23 protein-coding genes are annotated in these 21604 nt (G+C 62.1%); 7 read left to right on the forward strand and 16 right to left on the reverse strand.

Going from position 1 to position 21604, the window contains the following annotated elements; all coding sequences use genetic code 11:
- Positions 1–17: 17 nt before the first annotated feature.
- From ACSSVY_RS17250 to dctP, 13 genes are all read right to left on the reverse strand, one after another.
- Positions 18–2225 carry a PAS-domain containing protein gene (locus tag ACSSVY_RS17250; protein ID WP_454270826.1) on the reverse strand — a complete coding sequence of 736 codons (2208 nt, stop codon included), beginning with the start codon at positions 2223–2225 and terminating at the stop codon, positions 18–20.
- A 3-nt stretch (positions 2226–2228) separates the two neighbouring features.
- Positions 2229–3401 carry an FIST N-terminal domain-containing protein gene (locus ACSSVY_RS17255; RefSeq protein WP_454270828.1) on the reverse strand — a complete coding sequence of 391 codons (1173 nt, stop codon included), beginning with the start codon at positions 3399–3401 and terminating at the stop codon, positions 2229–2231.
- Between the two features lie 44 nt (positions 3402–3445).
- On the reverse strand, positions 3446–4168 hold the full coding sequence (locus ACSSVY_RS17260; RefSeq protein WP_454270830.1) for a response regulator: 723 nt from the start codon (positions 4166–4168) through the stop codon (positions 3446–3448).
- Positions 4169–4225: 57 nt separating this feature from the next.
- The gene (locus ACSSVY_RS17265; RefSeq protein ID WP_454270831.1) at positions 4226–5017 is read right to left on the reverse strand and encodes an ABC transporter permease; all 792 of its coding nucleotides are present in this window, start codon (positions 5015–5017) and stop codon (positions 4226–4228) included.
- Positions 5014–5733: an ABC transporter ATP-binding protein gene (locus tag ACSSVY_RS17270; protein ID WP_454270832.1), complete on the reverse strand. Its 720-nt coding sequence runs from the start codon at positions 5731–5733 to the stop codon at positions 5014–5016. The genes ACSSVY_RS17265 and ACSSVY_RS17270 overlap by 4 nt, the downstream gene beginning before the upstream one ends.
- A 48-nt stretch (positions 5734–5781) precedes the next feature.
- Complete coding sequence (locus tag ACSSVY_RS17275) at positions 5782–6222, reverse strand: cupredoxin domain-containing protein (protein WP_296663245.1); 441 nt, start codon at positions 6220–6222, stop codon at positions 5782–5784.
- A gap of 26 nt (positions 6223–6248) precedes the next feature.
- Positions 6249–7214, reverse strand: coding sequence for a YVTN family beta-propeller repeat protein (locus ACSSVY_RS17280; RefSeq protein WP_454270834.1), 966 nt, complete (start codon positions 7212–7214; stop codon positions 6249–6251).
- 11 nt (positions 7215–7225) lie between these two features.
- Positions 7226–8407 (reverse strand): ABC transporter substrate-binding protein, encoded by a 1182-nt coding sequence (locus ACSSVY_RS17285; RefSeq protein WP_454270836.1) that lies wholly within the window; start codon positions 8405–8407, stop codon positions 7226–7228.
- Positions 8408–8659: 252 nt separating this feature from the next.
- On the reverse strand, positions 8660–10177 hold the full coding sequence (locus tag ACSSVY_RS17290; RefSeq protein ID WP_454270837.1) for a malonate--CoA ligase: 1518 nt from the start codon (positions 10175–10177) through the stop codon (positions 8660–8662).
- Between the two features lie 12 nt (positions 10178–10189).
- Positions 10190–11434 carry a malonyl-CoA decarboxylase gene (locus ACSSVY_RS17295; protein WP_454270839.1) on the reverse strand — a complete coding sequence of 415 codons (1245 nt, stop codon included), beginning with the start codon at positions 11432–11434 and terminating at the stop codon, positions 10190–10192.
- The gene (locus tag ACSSVY_RS17300) at positions 11431–12747 is read right to left on the reverse strand and encodes a TRAP transporter large permease (protein ID WP_454270841.1); all 1317 of its coding nucleotides are present in this window, start codon (positions 12745–12747) and stop codon (positions 11431–11433) included. Before ACSSVY_RS17300 ends, ACSSVY_RS17295 begins: the two co-directional genes overlap by 4 nt.
- The gene (locus tag ACSSVY_RS17305) at positions 12747–13295 is read right to left on the reverse strand and encodes a TRAP transporter small permease (protein ID WP_045684503.1); all 549 of its coding nucleotides are present in this window, start codon (positions 13293–13295) and stop codon (positions 12747–12749) included. The genes ACSSVY_RS17300 and ACSSVY_RS17305 overlap by 1 nt, the downstream gene beginning before the upstream one ends.
- 73 nt (positions 13296–13368) lie before the next feature.
- The gene (gene dctP / locus ACSSVY_RS17310) at positions 13369–14355 is read right to left on the reverse strand and encodes a TRAP transporter substrate-binding protein DctP (RefSeq protein WP_045684505.1); all 987 of its coding nucleotides are present in this window, start codon (positions 14353–14355) and stop codon (positions 13369–13371) included.
- A 138-nt stretch (positions 14356–14493) separates the two neighbouring features.
- Here dctP and ACSSVY_RS17315 point away from each other — a divergent pair, with 138 nt between their 5' ends.
- The 7 genes from ACSSVY_RS17315 (at position 14494) to ACSSVY_RS17345 (ending at position 19469) form a co-directional block, all read left to right on the forward strand.
- Complete coding sequence (locus ACSSVY_RS17315; RefSeq protein ID WP_454270843.1) at positions 14494–15150, forward strand: GntR family transcriptional regulator; 657 nt, start codon at positions 14494–14496, stop codon at positions 15148–15150.
- 47 nt (positions 15151–15197) lie between these two features.
- On the forward strand, positions 15198–15674 hold the full coding sequence (gene smpB, locus ACSSVY_RS17320) for an SsrA-binding protein SmpB (protein ID WP_454270845.1): 477 nt from the start codon (positions 15198–15200) through the stop codon (positions 15672–15674).
- An 18-nt stretch (positions 15675–15692) separates the two neighbouring features.
- Positions 15693–15953 carry an SsrA-binding protein gene (locus tag ACSSVY_RS17325; protein WP_454270847.1) on the forward strand — a complete coding sequence of 87 codons (261 nt, stop codon included), beginning with the start codon at positions 15693–15695 and terminating at the stop codon, positions 15951–15953.
- Positions 15954–16033: 80 nt separating this feature from the next.
- Positions 16034–16885: a 3-mercaptopyruvate sulfurtransferase gene (gene sseA / locus ACSSVY_RS17330; protein ID WP_454270849.1), complete on the forward strand. Its 852-nt coding sequence runs from the start codon at positions 16034–16036 to the stop codon at positions 16883–16885.
- Positions 16885–18069 (forward strand): amino acid aminotransferase, encoded by a 1185-nt coding sequence (locus ACSSVY_RS17335; RefSeq protein ID WP_454270851.1) that lies wholly within the window; start codon positions 16885–16887, stop codon positions 18067–18069. Before sseA ends, ACSSVY_RS17335 begins: the two co-directional genes overlap by 1 nt.
- A gap of 64 nt (positions 18070–18133) precedes the next feature.
- A complete protein-coding gene (locus ACSSVY_RS17340; protein WP_454270853.1) occupies positions 18134–18652 on the forward strand; it encodes a DUF3280 domain-containing protein in 519 nt (172 codons plus the stop codon).
- Position 18653: 1 nt separating this feature from the next.
- A complete protein-coding gene (locus ACSSVY_RS17345; protein ID WP_454270854.1) occupies positions 18654–19469 on the forward strand; it encodes a quinoprotein dehydrogenase-associated SoxYZ-like carrier in 816 nt (271 codons plus the stop codon).
- 239 nt (positions 19470–19708) lie between these two features.
- Here the strand turns inward: ACSSVY_RS17345 and ACSSVY_RS17350 are convergent, their stop codons facing one another.
- Genes ACSSVY_RS17350 through ACSSVY_RS17360 form a run of 3 tightly spaced genes read right to left on the reverse strand, consistent with a single transcriptional unit; the run spans position 19709 to position 21601 of the window.
- Positions 19709–20257, reverse strand: a complete 549-nt coding sequence (locus ACSSVY_RS17350; protein ID WP_454270856.1) for a PQQ-dependent catabolism-associated CXXCW motif protein — start codon at positions 20255–20257, stop codon at positions 19709–19711.
- Positions 20254–21081 carry a substrate-binding domain-containing protein gene (locus ACSSVY_RS17355; protein WP_040651247.1) on the reverse strand — a complete coding sequence of 276 codons (828 nt, stop codon included), beginning with the start codon at positions 21079–21081 and terminating at the stop codon, positions 20254–20256. The genes ACSSVY_RS17350 and ACSSVY_RS17355 overlap by 4 nt, the downstream gene beginning before the upstream one ends.
- Positions 21065–21601 carry a c-type cytochrome, methanol metabolism-related gene (locus ACSSVY_RS17360; protein WP_454270858.1) on the reverse strand — a complete coding sequence of 179 codons (537 nt, stop codon included), beginning with the start codon at positions 21599–21601 and terminating at the stop codon, positions 21065–21067. The genes ACSSVY_RS17355 and ACSSVY_RS17360 overlap by 17 nt, the downstream gene beginning before the upstream one ends.
- Between the last annotated feature and the right edge of the window lie 3 nt (positions 21602–21604).

The following is a 21604-nucleotide window of genomic DNA, read 5'->3' on the forward strand; positions in this document are numbered from 1 at the left end:
GTCCGACTGCACTCCCTCTACGGCTCAAACGCCATCAGAAACGCCTCGAGCTGCGTTGGATCAATCGGCTTGGACAGCACGGTTACTCCGCTCGCTTGGCAATGCACACGCACATCGGCGCTCAGATGCCCGGTGATGATCCGTGCCGGAATCGGACCGTGCCGCGCAATGATCTGCGCCACGACATCCGGCCCCCGCACGCCACCATCCAACTCGTAATCCACCAGCATCGCATCCGGGCTCAGCCCAAGATCGGCCAGTTCCGCCAAGGCTTCGGGCAGATTGGCCGCGTCCACCACATCCGCCCCCCAACTGCGCAAGAGCAAGGTCATCGCCTGCCGCAAATCGGGGTCGTTCTCAATCAGCAGAACAATGCGCCCTTCCAGCGATGCCCGCGCTCCACCATGCGGATTGAGACTGCGCGCGTCCTGACCTGACCAAAAGGAATAAACCAAAGGCACGGTCACACTGAAACAGGCGCCACAGCCCAGATCAGACCGCAACTCCAGCGGATGTCCCAAAAGCGCACAGGCCCGGTCCACGATAGCCAGACCAAGACCCATCCCCTCGGCAGCGCTCACATGCGCATCCAGCCTGTGAAACTCCTGGAAAATCCGGTCCTGATCCGCCAGCGCAATCCCCGGTCCTGTATCGCGCACCTCAAGGCGCAGATTGCGCCCCTGACGCCGCGCGCCGACCAGAACCTTTCCCGACGGGGTATAGCGGATCGCATTGGCGATCAGGTTCTGCAGAATGCGGCGCAGATAGCTTGCGTCGCTCTCGACCAGGGCGTCACACGGCACATAGCGCAGGTCCAACCCCTTGAGCGCAGCAATCGGAGCGAACTCGTCGTTGAGTTGGTCCATGATTCTGCGCAGCGGAACATGGGTCACATCCACCTCGACATGCCCGGATTCGAGTCGAGAAATATCAAGCAGCGCGTCTATGATATCCTCGACACTGGTCAGCGCCCGCTGCGCCTTGTCCATCAACACGCGGTGATCGTCACTGGCCAATTCCTCATGCAGCGACGCCAGGTAGAGCCGCGCCGCTGACAGCGGCTGGCGCAAATCATGGCTCGCCGCCGCGACGAACCGCGATTTCGAGGCATTGGCCCGCTCGGCCTTGGCCAACGCATCCTCCAGCTCCAGCGTGCGGTCGCGTACCCGCTGTTCCAGCCGCTCATTGGCATGCGCAAGCGCCCGCGCCGCTGCCCGTTCCGCCGTCACATCCGAAAAGCTGATCACAAAGCCCCGGTCGGGCATCTGTCGGGCAAAGACATCCAGCGTCTTGTGCGCGCCGCTGCGCATGTAGAACCGCAGCGGCGCGCGCCGATCCTGTGCCGCCACCCACGCCGCAATGTCACGCGCCGTCAAACCGCCTTCGATCTCGAAATCGCTGCCGATCCGCCGCAGAATTACATCGAATTCGATCCCCACCCGAAACCGGGACAGCGGGATCGACAACATGCTGCCCGCGTTCTGATTCCAGCCACGCAACTGCCCTCCGCGGTCAAAGATGCAAACGCCCTGATCAATGTGCTCCAACGTCGCCCGGATCAACTGCGCCTGATCGTCTAGGAGCTTGCCACGCTCGCGCCGCTCCAGCCGGATGATGTCGGTGATATCGGTTTGCAGGATCACCGTCTGCCCGTCGCGGGTGCGATGTTCGCTGACCTGAACCCAGCAATCGCCGGTCAGGTTGAGATTGAACATCACATGCTTTTCCTGATGCAACTGCATCCGCCGCGCCGCCCAATCGCCGCGACTCTGCATGTCGGGCAGTTCCAGAAACCGGCTCTGGCTCGCGTGGCGCACGTAATCGGCAAACTCCAGACCGGGGCGCAACTCGACCACCAGATCGGGCATATACATGCCAAAGCGGCTGTTATGCAGCACCAACCGCCCGTCACTGTCAAAAAGCGCGAATCCCTCCTGAATCGTCTCGATGGCATTGGCGAGATCCGAGCGCGCCCGCTCGGCCTGCCGGATCGCCTGCGCCAGTTGGGCATTCGATTCGTTGAGCAGGTCCAGCGCATGTTCCAGATCGCGGGTGCGTTCGCTGATCTGATCTTCCAGAATCACCGCCCGCTCGAAATGCGCATAGGCGACGCCCCCGTCATCCGTCACCTGCTCGACCCGGCGCATCAGAACTTCAATGATCTTGAGCAGCTTGCCGTTCTGCCGCTCCAGAGGATCAGACCTGTCAATCAGTGCTTCGGACATGGTCTAGTGCCCGATGGGGGGATAAATCGCCACCCCGGTCATGGTCTGATTGACATGCAACCCGTTGATCTGCTCGCCATAGGTGGAAAATCCCACCACGCGATGCGCCGCCAAAATGCGCGAAATCTCGGGGCCGATCTGGCGCTGCTGCACCTCGGTCCGACGCAGGATGCAATCGCAGGCCAGCACCGTTAGCGGCTGTGTCTCCTGCCCGAGCGCGGCCAACTCCCGGTCCAGATGCGCCACCATATCCTGCGATTGCGCAAGGGTCAGAACCAGCCCCTCGTCAATCGCGGAAAAGAACTGCAAATCGCCATTGGCCTCAGCCCGCTGAATAGCGCGCACGTGATGCTGACCGCCGATCCGCACCACCACCGGGTTTTCCGCAAAGGTAGAGGGTGTCAGCTCATCAATCCGGCAGCCGAGGATGCGGGCATATTCCTCGGCGGCCACTTCTGCGTTGATCTGATGCACGATTCGGCGCGCCGGGTCCGCATCCGTCACCACCATGCGGCGATCCGTAGGCTGGAAATGGTCGAGCCGAAACACCCGTACCGGACAGTCTGTGCGCATCAGGCAAACCACGGCGGCATTCTGCAGCGTCACGCCATCGCAGGAAATCAGCGTCTGCGCGAACCGCTCGCCATCTGCTGCCGATCCACCAAAGAGCGGCATCGGACCCAACCCCGCCGCCAAGGCGGCAACCAGTTCGTCCTCCTTGAGCGACAATCCGTCAACGGCAAGAAACGCAAATTCGTTCGGGAGCGCATCACCCGCCTGCGTGCTCAACCACGTTCGCGCCCGCACCGTCTGTGACACACAGGCGGTGCTATCCAGGTCCGACAGCGGCGTGACGACCTGCAACACTGCGTGAAAATGATCCGCGGCAAACCCCACGGCCACGATGCTGCCCTCGGCATAGCCCGCCATCCCGATCTCGCCTGCTGTCGTACAGCCCACGCAGCGGCTATCGCCAAACACACGCGCGGCCTCCGCCATCAGGCCCTCGAAATCCGCCTGCGGGCTGACAAAGAAGAGCACCAGCGCCAGACGCACATCGCCCATGGCGCGGCGCAGCGTGCCTATGGCATCCTCTGCGTCATGCGGAACCTCGGCGCGTGCGACAATGGACCCGTCGCACAGCGTGCCCGGCTCAATCAGGCTGCTGTCCATCATTCCTCCCGTAGGGCTCCTCCGAACCCATGGAAAGGTTAGTCCGCTTACTCCGTCTCGCGCAAGACGTTAGAGAAGCTGGCCATCTGTGCGATCAGCACCGCCTGCGTGCGGGTCTGAACCCCCAGCTTGCGCATTATGGCGGTGACATGAGTCTTGACCGTGGTCTCGGCGATCGACAATTCATAGGCGATCTGCTTGTTCAACCGACCCTCGCAGATCAGTTGCAGGATACGCGCCTGCTGCCGGGTCAGATGAGCCAACCGCTCCACCGCCTCGTCACGGTCATTGACCGGATGTTCGGGCGTCTTGGTCAAAACCACACCTTCAGGCAGGAATATCTCCCCCGCCGCTATCGCCTCGAACGCGGCACGAAACACCGGACGCTGGCTGTGCTTTGGGACGAACCCCGCCGCCCCGGCATGGATCACGGAACAGACCATCCGGCTCTCGGACATCGAGGACACGACCACGATCGGCGTCTCACCCACCACTGACTTGAGCCGCGCCAAACCGTCAAGCCCGGTCACATCCGGCAGGTTGAGGTCGAGCACGATGATATCTGGCGGGCCATTCTCGGCCACCATCGCCAGTGCCTGATCAAGGCTCTCGGCGGTGTCGATCCGCGCGATTCCCGCGACGGACTTGAGCGTCATCGACAGCGCGTCGCAAAACAGCGGATGATCATCCACAATCAGCGCCGTGCTGAAACGTCCCGGCCCCGCAGGCGCGGAACGAGTGCCGGGAATATGCGCCACCTTAGATGTCATTCCATCATCCTACCAAAGGCCCGCGTATCGGCCTACTCACACCAAGGTCTGAGACCCTCAGCCCCGCCGCCGCATCACCCCACGCCCCGGATCATAGCCCCAGAGCGCCAGACCAAGAAAGACCAGACTTGCCAGCGCCGTCCACAACAGCGCCATGCCGTTGAATTGCCCATAGAGCGCAAAGCGGATCAACTCGACCGCATGACTGAACGGGTTAACCGCGCAAATATCGCGCAAGAGCATCGAACTCTCCGCCATCCGCCACAGCGGATAGAGCGCGGTAGACATGAAAAACGTGGGAAAGATCACGAAATTCATCACGCCCGCGAAATTCTCCATCTGGCTGATGAAGGACGAGAGCGCCACGCCCAATGCCCCCAGCATCACGCCCCCAAGGATCAGCGCGGGCAGCACATAGAGATAGCCCATCCCCGGCATCTTGATCCCCATCGCCGCCGCAATGCCCAGAAACGCATAGCATTGCAGCACCGACACGGCTGTCCCCGCGAGGATCTTGGCGAACAAGAGCCACCAACGCGGCAAAGGGCTGGTCAGCAAGAGCCGCATCGACCCCATTTCCCGGTCATAGACCAGACTGAGCGACGATTGCATGCCGTTGAACAACAGGATCATGCCGCAAAGCCCCGGCACGATATAGGTCTCATAGGTGATATAGGTCTGATAGGGCGGGATGATCGACAGGCCAAGCGCCGCCCGAAACCCGGCGGCAAAGACCACCAGCCACACCAAGGGCCGCACAAGAGCCGAGACAAAGCGCGAGCGTTGCCGCGCAAATCGCAACGCCTCACGCGTCACAATCGCCGCCAGCGCAATCAAGAGCGCCCTCATGCGGGCGCCCCTGTCAGGCTCAGGAACCGCTCGGTCAGCCCCTCATGCCCGGCAATCTCGCGCGCAGTGCCATCGGCCAGCACGCGACCCCGGTGTAGGATCACCAACCGATCCTCGGGCCAGACCTCATCGGTCAGATGCGTGGCCCAGAGCGCGGTTAGCCCGTCACTGGCACATAGATCATGCACATGGGCGGTAATCGCGCGCCGCGCCTCGGCATCCAGCCCCACGGTCGGCTCATCCAAGAGCAGAACCGCCGGTTGATGCACCAGCGCGCGGGCAATCTCGGTGCGCCTGCGGTGCCCACCGTTCAGATCACGCGCCAACTCATCCGCGCGCTCAATCATCGCCATCCGTTCCAGCGCCGCCTCGATCCGCATCTCCGCCGCGCGGCCCGCAAGCCCATGCAGCGCCGCGAAATAGCGCAGGTTGCGCCGCACGCTCAGGTCGAGATCCAGCGTCTGTTGTTGGAACACCACCCCGATCCGCGCCAGCGCCTGCCGGGGATTGGTTGCAATATCATGGCCCGCAACCCTGATCCGCCCCTCACGCGTCGTAAAAAGCCTCGTCAACAGCGCGAAAAGCGTCGATTTCCCCGCGCCATTAGGGCCAAGCAGGGCACAGAACGCGCCCTGCCCCACCTCAAAGCTTACATCGTCCAAGGCCCGCTTGGCCCCGTAGGAAAATCCAAGCCCTTCGATCCTCAGCCCCGTCATGCCGCGTTCCTACCTGCTCCGGGGCCTACCATAGACCGGGGCGCGACCTTATTGAATGATGAACTCGAGCCGCTGGCTGTCGCCCGTCGTACCGGGGATCAAGAGGTTATACCGACCCGGCTTGATCGCGATAAAGGAAAACTCCGCCGTGCCCGCATCGTCAAATTCCAGACTGTCGATCGCCATTGGCCTGATTTCGATGTCGTTGATCACGATCTCATCCATCCAGATCGCGCGAAAGAATTCCGGCCCCGTCAGCGCCAGTTCGGCGCTGCCATCGGCGGTGATCTCCATCTCGTAATAGGCCCCCGATTGCAGCGTGATCGGCCCCTCGCCCAATGGCTTGCCCGAGGCCAGCGTGACCGCAATCTCATCTCCCCGGTTGCATTTCGCCAAGAGACCGGCAAAGCCCAGATCGTCGCAGAGCGGTGCGGCATGAGCGGGGGCAGCCAGCATCGCAAAGGCAGCGGCGGTCAGTATATGTTTCATAAGTTTTTTCCCTCTTCCCTGTTGGATCAATCAGATACGACCACGACGCCCCAAGGCTGTTGCCCCACCTGCACCGATTTGACGACCTCTTCGGCCTCGACATCAATGATCGAAATATCGTTGGAATTGCCGTTGGTGGTGTAGAGGTATTTCTCCTCTGCATCGAAGGCCAGTTGCCAGACGCGCTGCCCCACCAGCAGGTATTTCTCAACCTCAAAACTCTCGCCATTCACCAGCGCCACCCGGTTCGACGGCCCTAGCGCCACAAACATCTTCTTGCCATCCGAGGTGACGCGCACGCCCACCGGCTGCAAGAGTTCCGGCGCGATGCCGGGCACCTCGAATGTCACCTTGTGGACAATCTCGCCGCCATCGGGGTTGATCACGCTGACCGTGCCGCCAATCTCGGCACTGACAAACAGATATTTGCCATCCGCCGTATACTGCGCAAAGCGCGGGCGCTGATCGACCAGCGTATTCTGCACGATTTCATAACTCGTGGTGTCGATGAAATGCGCCATGTTGGTGGTCTCGGACGTGTTGACCACATATTTGCCATCCGGCGAAATCCCCATGCCCTCCGGCTCTACGCCCACGGGCACTTCGGCGAGAATTGTGTGCGTGTTCACATCCGTCACCGTGACCAGATTGTCATCCTCATTGGCGATAAAGAGCGGATTGCCCGAGGGATGCAGCACGAACAATTCCGGGTCCGGCCCCGAGGGCAGCGTGTGCAATTCCTGATAGGTCGCGGTATCGAACACCCGGACCACATTGTCATCCGACGCACAGACATAGAGATGCTTGCCATCCGGGCTCGCGGTGATGCCGCGCGGGCGGTTTCCGGCGGGGAATTCTGTGATCACCTCCCATGTCTCGCTATCCACAACGGTGATCGTATTGCCACGTTCATTGCTGACAAACACCTTTCCGGCCAGCGCCGGGCTGGTCATCAAGGCCACAATGGCGGTCGCAAGGGCTAAGCGGGTCATCGGGTAATCTCCTATTGGTCAAAGGCGGTGCAGGCGCTCTCGGGCTGATCAAGCCCCAGCGTATCCAAGAGCGAGCGTTGGTGCAGGAACCCTTCTTGCGGCGACACGCTCAGCGTGATCCGTCCATCGGCCAGCAGGATCGGCTGCCGCATCTGGCCGTTCCACGCCCGAAATGTCAGCTTTTGCCCCTTGAACGCCGCCAGCTCAAAATTCTCACTCAAGGCATAGGCGCGGATTTCCGCGGGATCGGCGCTCTTGGTGCGCGTCACCGCCTCGCCCAACACTCGCAGCGCGAGCCAGGCGGTATAATCCTCGGGGCGCATATAGCGGCCGGTCAATTCCTCGAACCGATGCTGAAACTGCGTGCCGCCCCAAGCCTCGAGCGCCGGATGCCAGGCCAAGGGCCGCAGCCCCGCCGATCCGACGATGGGCGAGGGCCGCCAAGTGTGAAACGGCAGATAGGTCGCGAAAACATCGGTTTCATCGGCGGCGATGATCACGTCATGGTCTTTCAAGTCTTGGGTAAAGACCGGCAATTGCCGTTGCACCTGCACATGCCCACTATCCGTGCGCCGCGCGCCGCCTGTGTCGGTGAATTCCTTCTCATCCACGATCTGCGCGCCAAACTTGGCGGCAGAGGCGCGGTAGGCCTCGGCCAGTGCAATATCTTCGGGGTGGGAGCCGTGAATGAGCGCCCAGCGCGGCCATTTCTTCCAGATCAGGAATTGCGCCACTGCATCGCTCTGCATCTGCCGCGAGGGCGCAATATGCAGGATATTGCCCCTGCATTCGGCGCTGCGCAGCGCGGTATCCGGTGCCAAAGTGTTGAAGATCAGCGTATCCGGTGCCGCCGCCTCTGACATCGCCAGCAACTCTTCGGCCCGCGCCTGCACCGCAAAGAACCGCAGCCCTTCGCCTTGCAACCGCTCGAACTCGGTCAAGGCAGTCTCGGGCGCGGCGGCCACCACCTCTGTGACATAGGTCTGCCCCATGAACTGCCCCGTGGTCTGGTTATCCTCGGTCGCCAGTTGCGCGCCGGCAAATCCCAGATCATCAGGCCGCAGATCAAGCCGCGACACAGGCAAAAGCGCAGGGTAGTCCACCCGCAGCACGACGGCCTTGACCTCTTGCGCTTGGGTGGGCGATGCGAGGGTCATGAGGCCCGCAAGAACGAGCAAGGCTGAGCGGAACATGCGCGGTCTCCGTCAAGGTCATGGCGGTGGCAGGATCGCCCCATGCGGGTATCCTAGCAAAACGAACGGGATAGGTAGAGATTTTCTCCCAAACTCACTGAGACCTGCTGAAAGCCACGGTAAAAAATAGACTTTTCATCTTAAAATCAGATAGATAGATCATATCATACTTTGGTCGCACAGGCCGACAACTAATATGAAAAAGCCCGGCACCATCGGCAGCCGGGCCTTGATCCCTCCGATTCCGCCCCCTTACGCCGAGACAAACAGTCCCGCATACTCTGCCCGCAGGATGTTTTTCTGCACCTTGCCCATCGTGTTGCGCGGCAACTCGTCCAGCACGATCAGCTTGCGGGGATGCTTGAACCGCGCAAGGCTCTTGGCTGCCGCCCCGGCAATCGCGTCAAGATCAAGCGCAGCCCCCTTATGCGGCACAAGGAACCCCACCACCGTCTCGCCGAAATCAGGATGCGGCACGCCTACCACAGCACTTTCGAGCACGCCGGGCTGTTCATCCAGCAACAGTTCGATCTCCTTGGGGTAGATGTTATAGCCCCCCGAAATGATCAGGTCCTTGTTGCGTCCGACGATTTGCACATAGCCCTGATCGTCAATCAGCCCCAGATCGCCGGTGATGAAAAACCCGGTCTCGCGCAATTCCTCGGCGGTCTTCTCGGGCATGTTCCAATAGCCCGCAAAGACATTCGGCCCCCGCACCTCGATGATGCCAATCTCGCCTTGCGGCACCTCGGCCCCTGTCTGCGGATCGGTGATCTTCAGCTCCACCCCCGGCAAGGGAAAGCCCACCGTGCCCGCCCGCCGCGCGCCCTCATAAGGGTTCGAGGTGTTCATATTGGTCTCGGTCATGCCATAGCGCTCAAGGATGCGATGGCCCGTACGCTCTTCAAACGCCACATGGGTTTCAGCAAGAAGCGGCGCAGAACCCGAGGTAAAGAGCCGCATATGCGCCACCAAATCGCGGGTAAACCGGGGATCGTCCAAAAGACGGGTGTAGAACGTCGGCACCCCCATCATAGAGGTTGCCTGTGGCAGCAACTCGATGACGCGATCCTGTTCGAACTTCGGCAGGAATATCATCGACCCGCCCGCCAAGAGAACGATGTTGGTCGCCACAAACAGGCCATGCGTGTGAAAGATCGGCAGCGCGTGCAGCAGAACATCGTCCCGCGTGAACCGCCAATACTCCACCAACACCTCGGCGTTGGACAGCAGATTGCGCTGCGTCAACATCGCCCCTTTGGAGCGCCCCGTGGTGCCTGACGTATAGAGAAACGCCGCCAGATCATCCGCCCCGCGCGCAGCGGTCTCGAACCTCTCGGGCTGCCCCTTGGCCGCCTCCGGCAGAGTGCCCGTGCCATCGGCATTCAGTGTCATCAAACTGGCCCCGGCACGATCCGCCACCGCTTGCAGCGCCCCGGCCTTGGCCCCGTCGCACAGCAGAACCTTGGCCCCGCTATCGCCCACGAAATACCCCAACTCGTCGCCGGTATAGCCGGTGTTGAGCGGCAAAAACACAATGCCCGCCTGCACACAGGCCGCATAAACCGCGAGCGCCTCCGGTGATTTCTCGACCTGCGCCGCCAGACGGTCGCCGGGGGCCAGTCCGGCACCGCGCAACGCATGCGCATAACGCGCCGTCAGACGCAGGAACGCATCGTAGCTGACCACCGCACCTTCCGCCAAATGCAGGAACGGCGCGGTTTGCCCGGCATGACGACCGAACAGATTATCGTAGAGGGGATTGGCCATGGCTCTTGTCCTTCACTCTGTCTTTTTCGCGGCGGCGGCGGCCAGCGCTGTCACCTCGGCAGAGGCGGCAATCACGCCCGCCCCGGCAAATCGTTCGTGGTTCTGCGAAATCTGCGCCCGGTCGTAAAGGTAGTTCACCATCACCCCACCGGATTGCTTCTGCCCGTTGGGCGACAAGTCCGCACCGGCATGAATGGCATGCACCGAGGCCCCGTTGCCCAAGTGGAACCGCGCCACCGGATCATAAGGACCACCATCGCCCCGTTTGGCCTTGAGCAAATAGTGCGCCGTGACCGCCCGAAGCGCCTCTGCCTCCTTGGGCAACGCCGCGCCACTCTCCGTGAGCCAGCGCGTCAGCCCCGGAATCGGCGAGAGCGTGACAAAGGTCTTGAGCCCCGGCAATTCCTGCGACAGGTCCGCCACCACTTGCTTGATCAGCGAATTGCCAAAGGAAATCCCCGCCAGCCCCGCCTGACAATTGGAAATCGAATAGAACACCGCCGTATCCGCCTCATGCGCGCCAATCACCTCACGTTCTTCGGACAGAACGTCATGGATCGCCCCCGGAATCCCCCGGCTCAGCGCCACTTCGACGAAAATCAGCGGCTCGTCCGGCATCGCCGGGTGAAAGAACCCGAAACAACGCCGATCCTTGGGGGCCAGCCGCAGACGCAGGTCGTCCCAACTGTCAATCGCATGCACCGCCTCATAGGCGATGATCTTTTCCAGCACATCGGCGGGCGAGGACCAGTTGATCGGACGCAACACCAGAAACCCGCGATTGAACCAAGACGCGAAAAGATGCTTGAGATCGAGATCAAGCACAGCCAGCGCCGGGTTGTCCCGCGCCAGACGCAAGAGGTCGGCGCGCATCGCCACCAGTTGCGCCGTCGCCCCCGGCACCTGATTCAGCCGCCGCGCCAGCTCCTGCCGTGGCGGCTCTGCCGTGTCCATGAAAACACGATAGCTGTCCCGATCCGGCTCAGCCTCGAACGCGTCCAGCGCCGTGCGCACACTCTCGGGATCAACGCCCATCCCCTCGGTGAGAAACCGAAAGAACCCCAGTTTTTCGGCCTCCGCCATCCCGGCGTAGCGGTCGAGGATCAGCCGCGCCAGCGCCATCCCCGACACCTCACTGGAACTGCCCATGAGATCCCGACACAGATCCTCGATGCTCCGGTTCTTGTGGTCCGGCTCCGAAGCGCCGCGATAGCGCCGCTCAAAGACTGTCGCCAGCAAATCCGCGAGCACGCTCATCGCGCCGCTCCCATCACCGCATCAGGCAACCAAGTCGCCAGCCCAGGAAAGAGACACAAAAGCACGATCGCCAGCACCATGCAGCCCACATAGGGCAAAGAGCCGTAGAGGATGGTCTTGAGCTTGATATCCGGGGCGATGGAATTGATCACATAGAGGTTCAGACCCACAGGCGGCGAAATCAGACCGATTTCCATGTTGATTGTCAGAATAACCGCAAACCAGATCGGATCGAATCCCGCCGTCGTGATGATCGGCAACAGAATGGGTGCCGCCATCAGGATCACAGCCACCGGCGGCAAAAAGAACCCCGCAATCAGCAGGAACACATTGACCGCGCCCATCAACACCCAGCGGTTGACCTCCAACGTGCCGATCCATTCGGCAATGGACTGGGTGATAAAGAGCGATGAGAGCATATACGAAAACACCCCGGCCGCCGCGATGATGAAGAGGATCATCACACTCTCCCGCGTGCTGTCGCGCAGCACCACCCAGAGCGCGCGCGGCGACCAGAGACTATAGATGATCATCGCAATCAAGAGACACAAAAGCGCCCCCACCGCCGCCGTCTCGGACGGCGTGGCAATGCCGCCATACATGGCATAGAGCACGCCAAGGATGATAAAGAGAAACGGCAACACCCGCGGCAGAATCTCGAACCGCTCACGCCAAGTATAGCTGCGTCCGGTCAGTAGATTCATATCCCCCGACCGCCACGTCGAATAGAGCGACCAGATCATGAAGAGCGTGACCAGCATCAGGCCCGGAATGACCCCGGCCAGAAACAGCCGCCCAATCGAGGTTTCCGTCGCGATGCCGTAAACGATCATCGTGACCGAGGGCGGGATGAGAATGCCCAAGGTGCCGCCCGCCGCAATTGACCCGGCGGCCACCGCATCGGGATAACCCCGCTTGCGCATCTCCGGGATACCCATCTTGCCGATGGCGGCACAGGTGGCGGGGCTTGATCCCGACATCGCCGAAAAGAGCGCACAAGCTCCAAGATTCGAGATCACGAGACCGCCGGGAACCCGCGTCAGCCACCGCTCCAGCGCCTCGTATAAATCGGCGCCCGCCCGCGTCGACGCGATAGAGGCGCCCATGATGATGAACATCGGGATCGACAAAAGCGCGAAATTGTTGAGCTTGCCAAAGAAAATTTCGGGCAGCAATTCCAGCGACCGCATCCCGTCGAACACGATCAGGAACCCGCCCGAGACGATCAGCAGCCCCAGCGCCACCGACACACCGGAAAACAATACCACGATGGTCGCAATCGCGACGATCAGGCCAAGTACGAGCGGATCCATCAGACGTCCTCCAGCCCAAAGGGCGAGTCGATATTAAGCAGCAGCGCGACCAGATCGGCGATCAACTGCAGCAGAAACAGGCCAAGCCCGACGGGCAGCGCGAGATAGGGAATCCACAGATCAATCGCCCAGACCGTGTCCGAGGTCCATCCGCGCGCCCAGGCGACGTGCCAGAATTCATAGCCATACCACAGCATGACCGCGACAATCACGATCGAGAGCGTGAGCGTCACCACCGCCAACCCCTTGCGCGCGCGCCGTGGCACCGCAAGCGGGATCAGATCCACATTCACATGCCCGCGCAACCGCTGCACATAGGACAGGCCCAGCAGTGTGGCCGCGATCATCAGATAAATCACCGCTTCGGTCTGCCAGATGGTGGTGCCGTTCATCACGAACCGGACCCAGATCATCTGACAGGTGATGAACACGGAGGCGACGATCATTGTGGCCGAGATCCACCCCGCCAGTGTAGAGAGCGCCGCAACCGCGCGCAGAAAAGGATTTTGTCCGGTGCGCGCAATGGCACCCGATGCATGGCCAGCCATGGTCTACCTCATGTCAGAGTGGGGGCGAGAAATCGGCTGCCGCGCCACAAACCGGCGCGACAGCCAAAGCGGATCACTCGACGGCGAACGCCATATCAAGCAGCGCCTGCCCGTCCGGCACGCTTGCAACGAACTCTTTATAGGAGGTCTCCGTCGCCAACGTACGCCAGGCCTGGAAATCCTCTTCGGTCATCGCAGCAATCTCGACGCCCGCATCGCGGAACACCTCGACCGATGCGGCATCCTCTTTCTTGGCTTCTTCGAGATAGAAGGCTTCGGCCTTCTCCGCCGCCGCAGTCAACGCCGCCTGCTGCTCTGCGCTCAGACCCTCAAAGGTGGATTTGTTCATCAAGAGCGGCTGATACATGAACCACAGTGCCACGTCGCCTGCGGGCGTGTAGCATTTCACCTGCTCATAGATGCGGTAAGACACGAAGGACGAGGACGAGGTGTTGACCGCATCCAGAACGCCGGTCTGCATCGCATTGTAGATCTCGGAAGACGCCATCGACGCAATCGACGCGCCCGCACCCGCCAGCATCTGCTCGAATGCCTTTCCTGCGGCACGGGTCTGCATGCCCGCGACATCCTCAGGCTTGGTGATGCACTTGTCGGTGCTGGCGAAACCACCAGCCAGATAGCCATGCACCAGAACCATCACGTCATCTTCGGCCATCTTGGCCTCGATCGCCTCCATAAAGGGGCTGTCGGACATGCGCGCGGCGTGGTCATGGTTCTTGACCAGACCCGGCATCAGCGTGAGGTTATAAGACGGCTGCTGGCCGCCTGCATAGCTCAGCGGCAGCACGGTCATGTCAAGCTGGCCCCGGCTCAGCGGCGTATACTGCTCGCGCGCCTTGAACAGCGACTCGGACCCAAAGATCTTGATGTCGAGATCTACACCGGCGGCCGCCACCTCATCAGCCACAATCTGCGCCACCTTGTGACGCACGTCGTTGTTGGACCACTGATGCGACAGACGCAGTTCGGCAGCATTGGCAACGCCGCTCAGCAGCATGATCCCGGCCGCCGCAGCCGCCGTGAAAGTCATTTTCTTCATATCTTCCTCCCATTGTGCCCGCGCAGGGTAGCCCGGACCGTGTTGCTCAGTGTTTGGTGTTTTGAATTCAGAGTCAAGATTTTTGTATACAAGAGTTTCCCACTTGCGCACAAACCTCGCCCTCGCTAGGATTTTTTTATGGAAATACGCCGCGCCGATATCATTGCAGATGCACTCGAAGAACTGGTCTTCACCGGCGACTTCAGCGATGGTGACAGGCTGGACGAAATCCGCCTCGCGCGGCAATTCAACGTCTCGCGCACACCCATCCGCGAGGCGCTCGGTCGCCTTGTCGCCTCTGGCCTCGCCGAACAGATCCCCCGGCGTGGCGTATTCATCCGCCAACCCGGACTGGTCGAACTGATGGAAATGTTCGAAACCATGGCCGAGATCGAGGGCGTCTGCGGTCGCCTCGCAGCCCATCGGATTTCAGAGACCGCGCTCGCCGATCTCGACGCCGCCAATGCCCGCTGCACACAGGCCATCGCAGCGGATGATGCCGACGGCTATTACCGCGAGAATGAACAGTTCCACCACATGATCTATCGCCACGCGGGCAATTCCTTTCTTGAACAAGAGGCGCTCCGTCTGCACCGCAGACTCAAACCCTTTCGCCGGATGCAATTGCGCCTGCGCGGGCGCATGGCGCAATCCATGGCCGAACACGAGGCCGTCGTCGCCGCCCTGCGCGCCGGAGAGGCAGAGCGTGCCGCCGAGGTGCTGCGCGGCCATGTCGCCATCCAAGGCGAGAAATTCCACCTCTTGATGGCCAGCCTCCGCCGCGCTGCGGAATGACATCGCCCCCGCTGGACAGCGCCCGCGCACGCCATTAGGTAGGCGGAATGGTCAAGGACAAGGAAAATCCGAACTACAAGGTGATCGCCGAAAATCGGCGTGCGCGCTATGATTTTGCCATAGAGGACGACCTCGAATGCGGCATCATCCTTGAAGGCTCCGAGGTGAAATCCCTGCGGGTCAACAGCGCCAATATCGCCGAGAGCTACGCCATGGTTGAAAATGGCGAACTCTGGCTGGTCAACTCCTACATCGCCCCCTACGAGCAGGCCAAGACCTTTGGTCACGATGAAAAGCGGCGGCGCAAGCTGCTCGTCTCGAAAAAGGAAATGTCCCGCCTCTGGAGCGATACCCAACGCAAGGGCATGACGCTGGTGCCCTTGGTGCTCTATTTCAACCATCGCGGCATCGCCAAGCTCAAGATCGGCATCGCCAAGGGCAAAAAGAACCATGACAAGCGCGAAACCGAGGCCAAGCGCGATTGGGCCCGGCAAAAGCAGCGCCTGCTCAAGGATCATGGCTAGGCCACGGGAGAGCGACGGATGGAATTGATCATCGCTCTTCTGACCGGTGCCACGGCGGCGATGATCGCCGCTGGCCTCTGGCTTTCGCCGCGTCTGGGCTGGCTCCTGCATGCAGGCGTGGGCGCGGTCGGAGGGGCGGTTGCCGGACACCTCCTCAGTCTCACCCCGGCCACGGGCGGCGACGCCGCCTATATCCTCCGCCTCATCACCGCGACGGGCCTCTGCGGTGCCGCAGCCCTCTGGGCGCTTGGCGCTGCCACCCGCCTCTTGCGGCGATAACCGCAGGCACGCCGCACGGTCTTGCCCTTTTGCCCCTCAGACTGTAGGCAGAAAGCGTTTGAACCGGGGGGCAAATGGCCATGGACGATCCGAAAACGCTTGTTTCCACCGACTGGCTCGCGGCCCATTTCAAGGACCCCGACCTGCGCATTCTCGATGGCACCATGTTCATGGCCTCTGAGGGGCGCAGCGGACGCGCGGAATACGACGCCGCGCATATCCCGGGCGCGCGCTTCTTTGACATCGACGACATCAGCGATGCGCGCTCGGAACTCCCACACATGGCCCCGCCGGTCGAGAAATTTATGTCGAAACTCCGCGCCATGGGCGTCGGCGACGGGCATCAGGTGGTGGTCTATGACGCCAAGGGGCTGTTTTCGGCGGCCCGCGTCTGGTGGCTGTTTCGCCTTATGGGTCAGGACAACATCGCCGTGCTCGACGGCGGTTTCCCGAAATGGCAGGCCGAAGGCCGCGCCATCGAGGATATGCCGCCCATCATCCGCGACCGTCACATGACCGTGCGCCGCCAGAACCAAATGGTCAAGGACGTGACCCAGGTCGCCGCCGCCGCCAAACTGGGCGATTACGAAATCCTTGATGCCCGCGCCGCCGCGCGGTTTCGCGGAGAGGCCCCCGAGCCCCGCGCCGGTCTGCGCGCAGGCCACATCCCCGGCTCCAAGAACGTGCCCTACACGGACCTCTTGAACGCCGACATGACCATGAAAGACCCCGACGCCCTGCGCGCGGTCTTCGCCGCCGCCGGGGTGGATATGACCAAGCCGGTCATCACCTCCTGCGGCTCTGGTGTGACCGCCGCCATCATCAATCTGGCGCTGGAGCGGATCGGCAAGACCGACCATGCGCTTTATGACGGGTCCTGGACCGAATGGGGCGCGTTCCCCACCCTGCCCGTCGCCACTGGAGAAGCCTGATGTTTGACGCCCTGAAAGAAAAACCCGCTGACAAGATTCTGGCCCTCGGTCAGGCGTTCCGCGAGGACCCAAGCGAGACCAAGATTGATCTCGGCGTCGGCGTCTACAAAACCCCCGAAGGCGTCACGCCCATCATGCGCGCGGTCAAAGCCGCCGAAAAGCAGTTGTGGGAGATGGAAACCACCAAGGCCTATACCGGCCTTGCGGGCGATCCGGCCTTTGCCGATGTGATGATTTCGCTCATCTTGGGTGATGCCGTGACCCGCGATCAGGTCTCGGCGATTGCCACCCCGGGCGGCACCGGTGCGGTGCGTCAGGCGTTTGATCTGCTCAAGATGGCCACCCCCGGCGCACGCGTCTTTGTCTCTGATCCGACATGGCCCAACCACCTGAGCATTCTCGCGCATATGGGCATCGAGGTGGTGATGTATCGCTATTTCGACCCCGAAACCGTGGGCGTCGATTTCACCGGCATGATGGCCGATCTGGACGGATTGCGCGCGGGCGATGTAGTGCTCTTGCACGGCTGCTGCCACAACCCCACCGGTGCCAATCTCAACATGACCGAATGGCGCGCGGTGGTGGACCTGCTCAATGCACGCGGCGCGCTGCCGATGATCGACATTGCCTATCAGGGCTTTGGCGACGGGCTCGAGGCGGATGCCGCCGCCGTGCGGTTCGTGGCGGAAAACTGCCCCGAGACGCTGATCGCGGCCAGCTGCTCCAAGAACTTCGGGATCTACCGCGAACGCACCGGCATCCTGATGGCCGTGGCGCAGGACAAAAGCCTGCAAAAGGTCACCCAGGGCAATCTTGCCTATCTCAACCGGCAAAACTACTCCTTCCCGCCCGATCACGGTGCGCGACTGGTGACCATGGTGCTGTCCGATCCCGACCTGCGCGCCGACTGGCAGTCAGAGCTTGAGGAGGTGCGCCTTGGCATGCTCAAACTGCGCGAGTCTCTGGCCGCAGAATTGCAGCGGATTTCCGGCTCCGACCGCTTCGGCTTTATCGCCCAGCATCGCGGCATGTTCTCGCGCTTGGGTGCCACCCCCGAACAGGTCGAACGCCTGCGCGCAGAGCATGCGATCTACATGATCGGCGACAGCCGCATCAACATCGCCGGGCTCAACGCAAAGACCGTGCCGATACTGGCAAAGGCGATGATCGACGTGGGTGTCTGAGACCCCCACGCTCTCCATCCAAAGTCGCATAGCGCGCCACCCCGACCCGGCATAACATCCGCGCATGATACGGGCGCTTTTCCTCTGGCTTCTGGCCGGGTTCCTGTCGGCTTCCGCCGCCACGGCGCAGGGGCTTGTTCCGTTGCGGGCTGGCGCGGACATCGCCTTTCTCGGGATCACCTTCATCGACACCTCGACCGAAGGTGCCTACAATCCGGTGCGGGCCGATGAAACCGCCCGGCTGGCGCTGGTGCAGGACTATGTCCAGTCCCGCTTTGTCGAGAGTGGCTTTGCCCTTCTCGACCTCGGCCCCATCGCGAAGGATCTCGACCGCATTTCCAACCCCGCAGATTGCTACGGCTGCGAAACCCGCCTCGCGGCGCGGCTCGATGCCGATTACGTGCTGGTCGGAGAGGTGCAAAAGGTCTCGAACCTGATCCTGTCAATGAACCTCGTGCTGCGCGCCGTGCCCAGCGGCGAGGTGGTGCGCGCCCGAGCGGTCGATATCCGCTCCAACACCGATGACTCATGGCTGCGCGGCATGCGCTATATCTTCAAGACCCATATTTTTGCGGAGGGATGACATGAAACATCTGGCCCCGGCCCTCACGGCCTTGATGCTCTGCGGTCCGGCACTGGCGCAATCAGCCTGGCCCGAGATTCAATCCGCGCTTTATGGCGACGCGCCCCTCATCAGCCAGAGCGCGCATGTCACCTTTGACGCCCCCTACCGCGCCACCGACGACGCGCGCACCGTGTTGGGCGGACATGTCATCGCCCCGGCGGGTCAAAAGATCACCACCGTGACGCTGGTGATCGACGAAAACCCCGCCCCGGTTGCCGCTGAATTCCATCTTGCCGCGCCACAGGCCGAATTCGCGTTCAGCCTCACCACCCGCCTCAACGGTCAAACCCCTCTGCATCTCGTGGCCCTCACCGACACCGGCGAGCGGCACATGGCCGAGGCATTCCTCAAAACCTCCGGCCAGGGGGCCTGTGCCGCCCCGCCGGGCACCGATCCCATCGCGGCTCTGGCCAGTCTGGGCGAGATGGAATTGGCGTTCCTGCCTGACATCACAGCCCCCAGCAAGAGCGTGAACACCCGCCTTGCGACCCTCGCAGGCAAGGTTCACGCCCTCGATGTCGACATCAGCCATCCCAGCCATTCGGGTCTGGCGATGGATCAGATCACCCTGCTCTACACACCGCTGCGCGTGGTCGAGGAAGTGGCAATCACGCTCGACAATGCGCCCTACCTCACCATGACCGGCAGCATTTCCCTGTCGGAAAACCCCCGTCTGCGCGTCTCGATCCCGATGGGCACCACGACAGCAGAGGTCAGCCTGCGCGACACCGACGGCACAAGGACCAGCGCCCGCACCAGCCTTGCGGCGTATTGAGGGGGGCAGGTCTTGACTGTGCCCCGCGCGGAACGCCCCGCGCAGCGCCCCACCGGGCGGGCACAGCGCGGCTTGTGCTTTGGGGTTAGGGCGTGTTGCGCCCCATCGAACCCACACACGTCCCGGGCTTGACCCGGGACCTCGCCGAGGCAGCGTGGAGGCCCCGTCTCGGGAGCCGGGGCGATGTGAACCCGGTCAGACGCAACCCGCTCTCGCCCCCCTCTCGACCAGAAGACCCCCTACGTCCCCGGCTCCCCCGCTCGCGCCTCGACTCGCTCCAGCGGATAGCCTTCGACACCCCAGCCATCGGTGCCCTCGGGAAACCAATAAACCTCTGTATAACCCATCTCCAGTGCCCGCTTGGCCGCATTCCACGACATCCAGCAGTCCTCCAGACAGAACAACAGCACCGGATGGCCCGGATCGCCGCCCGTCACCTCCGCCAACCCGTCCCTCAAATAAGCCTCAGTTTCCGGCGCAATCCGCTCATATCCGGTGTTGGGCAACCACACAGCGCCCGGAATGGACAGCCGCGGCTTGTCGCGCCAGATCGTGCCCGCAGGCAGGTTCGCAGGTTTGGGTGCGCGCGGCAGCACATCGACAAAAGCCACCTCGCCCCCCTGCCAGAGCACATGCGCAGCCATGGCATCGACCACAACCGCGCCCGCCAATGTCTCGGGCACCGGCGCGCGGTAGGGCTCTCCACGATAGCCCTCCGGCTCTGCCACCCCCTGCGCCGCCACCGGTCCGGCCAGCAGCATCAGCGCGGCCAGACCAGCCCGGATCATTGCGAGAGCACCTTGGCCTCTGTACCCATGTCATTGAGCAGCGGCACACCAGCCTCGACCAAAATCGCGTCAATCCCCGCCTGATTGCGCCGGATCAGCGAATTCAATTGCCGCTTCCACTGATCCTCGCCCAGACGCACACCCATGGTGATCCGGTAGAACATCTTGGGCGCGCCCGCCTCCTGCATCAGCGGCACGACTTTCAATCCGGGATGCTCGCGCTTGACCAGCGGCCCACCGATCGGCCCCCAGAGCACGGCGGCGTCAATCTCTCCGGCCTCCAGATCGCGCAGCATGTCACTCGCAGGCGACTGCACCCGCCGATCCACAAAGAGCGGATAGGCCCGCGCCTTGGCCATCAGCCCGTTTCGCGCCATGTGCGTGCCCGGCGGGCTGCCCGCTATGATCCCCACCACCTTGCCCTTCAGGCGCGGATCGGCCAGCGTCACGACATCAGCCAACTCACTCTCGCGCGGCAGGATGATCGTATAGGCCGAGACCATGTAATGATTGGTATTCTGCACCAATTCATGCCCCTGCGCGAACCCGATGATCACGTCACAGCGCTTTTCGCCTAATGTCCGCCGAACAAATCCGGTCGCCATCGGAAACCAGCTGTAGTCCACCGGCTTGTCCAACTCTGCGGCCAGCAACTCGGCGATCTTGTTCTCAAACCCGGTCCCGGCCTCGGTCGACATCGGGTCATTCGCCGGATCGGCACAGACCCGAAACGCCGTCTGCGAGACCAGCTCCGCCATCTGCGCCCCAGCCACTCCGGGCAAGAGCGCGACAGCGAGGCCAAGCGCCTTAGCCCATGCAGGCATCTTCATCGGCTTGAATCGCATCGGATTTCGCCTCCTTCTTGGCCGGACGTCCCCGCTCGATCACGCCCAGACCGCGCGCCTTGAGATAGACATAGATGTCATCCAGATAGCACATCACATTCGGGTTGGTGCCAAAGGATGGCATCACCGAATTTTCAGAGGCATTCACCTTTTGGCGCCCTTCGGCAACGACGCCATAGAAATCATAGTAATCCATCGTCACAGCCGACTTCTTGAGCGCCGGCGCATAGGTCGATCCCTCACCATCCGGCCCATGACAGACATGACATTCCGCATGATAGCGCCGGAACCCGGAGAATGTCCGCCAATCCACCGTGCCATCTTCGGCCACGTTGAATGTGGGAATATCATCGGCGGTGAAATAGCGGCCACCCTCCTCAGAGGCGGCAGCGAACTTGGGATCATCGGGCGACGGGGCCTCTTCGCCGAGGACCGGTAGCGCGATGAGCGCGAGACATGCGGTCAGACCAGCGGGCAAGAGGCGTCGGATCGTCAACATTCG

It is taken from the genome of Roseovarius sp. MBR-51 (genome assembly GCF_053628575.1).

What these genes read in the sequence shown, in the direction of transcription:
- ACSSVY_RS17300 (WP_454270841.1), bottom strand. Translation starts at nt 12,747, where the DNA reads ATGGATCCGCTCGTACTTGGCCTGATCGTCGCGATTGCGACCATCGTG.
- sseA (WP_454270849.1), top strand. Translation starts at nt 16,034, where the DNA reads ATGGACGATCCGAAAACGCTTGTTTCCACCGACTGGCTCGCGGCCCAT.
- ACSSVY_RS17325 (WP_454270847.1), top strand. Translation starts at nt 15,693, where the DNA reads ATGGAATTGATCATCGCTCTTCTGACCGGTGCCACGGCGGCGATGATC.
- ACSSVY_RS17335 (WP_454270851.1), top strand. Translation starts at nt 16,885, where the DNA reads ATGTTTGACGCCCTGAAAGAAAAACCCGCTGACAAGATTCTGGCCCTC.
- dctP (WP_045684505.1), bottom strand. Translation starts at nt 14,355, where the DNA reads ATGAAGAAAATGACTTTCACGGCGGCTGCGGCGGCCGGGATCATGCTG.
- ACSSVY_RS17295 (WP_454270839.1), bottom strand. Translation starts at nt 11,434, where the DNA reads ATGAGCGTGCTCGCGGATTTGCTGGCGACAGTCTTTGAGCGGCGCTAT.
- ACSSVY_RS17360 (WP_454270858.1), bottom strand. Translation starts at nt 21,601, where the DNA reads ATGTTGACGATCCGACGCCTCTTGCCCGCTGGTCTGACCGCATGTCTC.
- ACSSVY_RS17270 (WP_454270832.1), bottom strand. Translation starts at nt 5,733, where the DNA reads ATGACGGGGCTGAGGATCGAAGGGCTTGGATTTTCCTACGGGGCCAAG.
- ACSSVY_RS17285 (WP_454270836.1), bottom strand. Translation starts at nt 8,407, where the DNA reads ATGTTCCGCTCAGCCTTGCTCGTTCTTGCGGGCCTCATGACCCTCGCA.
- ACSSVY_RS17290 (WP_454270837.1), bottom strand. Translation starts at nt 10,177, where the DNA reads ATGGCCAATCCCCTCTACGATAATCTGTTCGGTCGTCATGCCGGGCAA.
- ACSSVY_RS17305 (WP_045684503.1), bottom strand. Translation starts at nt 13,295, where the DNA reads ATGGCTGGCCATGCATCGGGTGCCATTGCGCGCACCGGACAAAATCCT.
- ACSSVY_RS17280 (WP_454270834.1), bottom strand. Translation starts at nt 7,214, where the DNA reads ATGACCCGCTTAGCCCTTGCGACCGCCATTGTGGCCTTGATGACCAGC.
- ACSSVY_RS17275 (WP_296663245.1), bottom strand. Translation starts at nt 6,222, where the DNA reads ATGAAACATATACTGACCGCCGCTGCCTTTGCGATGCTGGCTGCCCCC.
- ACSSVY_RS17355 (WP_040651247.1), bottom strand. Translation starts at nt 21,081, where the DNA reads ATGCCTGCATGGGCTAAGGCGCTTGGCCTCGCTGTCGCGCTCTTGCCC.
- ACSSVY_RS17345 (WP_454270854.1), top strand. Translation starts at nt 18,654, where the DNA reads ATGAAACATCTGGCCCCGGCCCTCACGGCCTTGATGCTCTGCGGTCCG.
- ACSSVY_RS17340 (WP_454270853.1), top strand. Translation starts at nt 18,134, where the DNA reads ATGATACGGGCGCTTTTCCTCTGGCTTCTGGCCGGGTTCCTGTCGGCT.
- ACSSVY_RS17260 (WP_454270830.1), bottom strand. Translation starts at nt 4,168, where the DNA reads ATGACATCTAAGGTGGCGCATATTCCCGGCACTCGTTCCGCGCCTGCG.
- ACSSVY_RS17315 (WP_454270843.1), top strand. Translation starts at nt 14,494, where the DNA reads ATGGAAATACGCCGCGCCGATATCATTGCAGATGCACTCGAAGAACTG.
- ACSSVY_RS17250 (WP_454270826.1), bottom strand. Translation starts at nt 2,225, where the DNA reads ATGTCCGAAGCACTGATTGACAGGTCTGATCCTCTGGAGCGGCAGAAC.
- ACSSVY_RS17350 (WP_454270856.1), bottom strand. Translation starts at nt 20,257, where the DNA reads ATGATCCGGGCTGGTCTGGCCGCGCTGATGCTGCTGGCCGGACCGGTG.
- ACSSVY_RS17255 (WP_454270828.1), bottom strand. Translation starts at nt 3,401, where the DNA reads ATGATGGACAGCAGCCTGATTGAGCCGGGCACGCTGTGCGACGGGTCC.
- smpB (WP_454270845.1), top strand. Translation starts at nt 15,198, where the DNA reads ATGGTCAAGGACAAGGAAAATCCGAACTACAAGGTGATCGCCGAAAAT.
- ACSSVY_RS17265 (WP_454270831.1), bottom strand. Translation starts at nt 5,017, where the DNA reads ATGAGGGCGCTCTTGATTGCGCTGGCGGCGATTGTGACGCGTGAGGCG.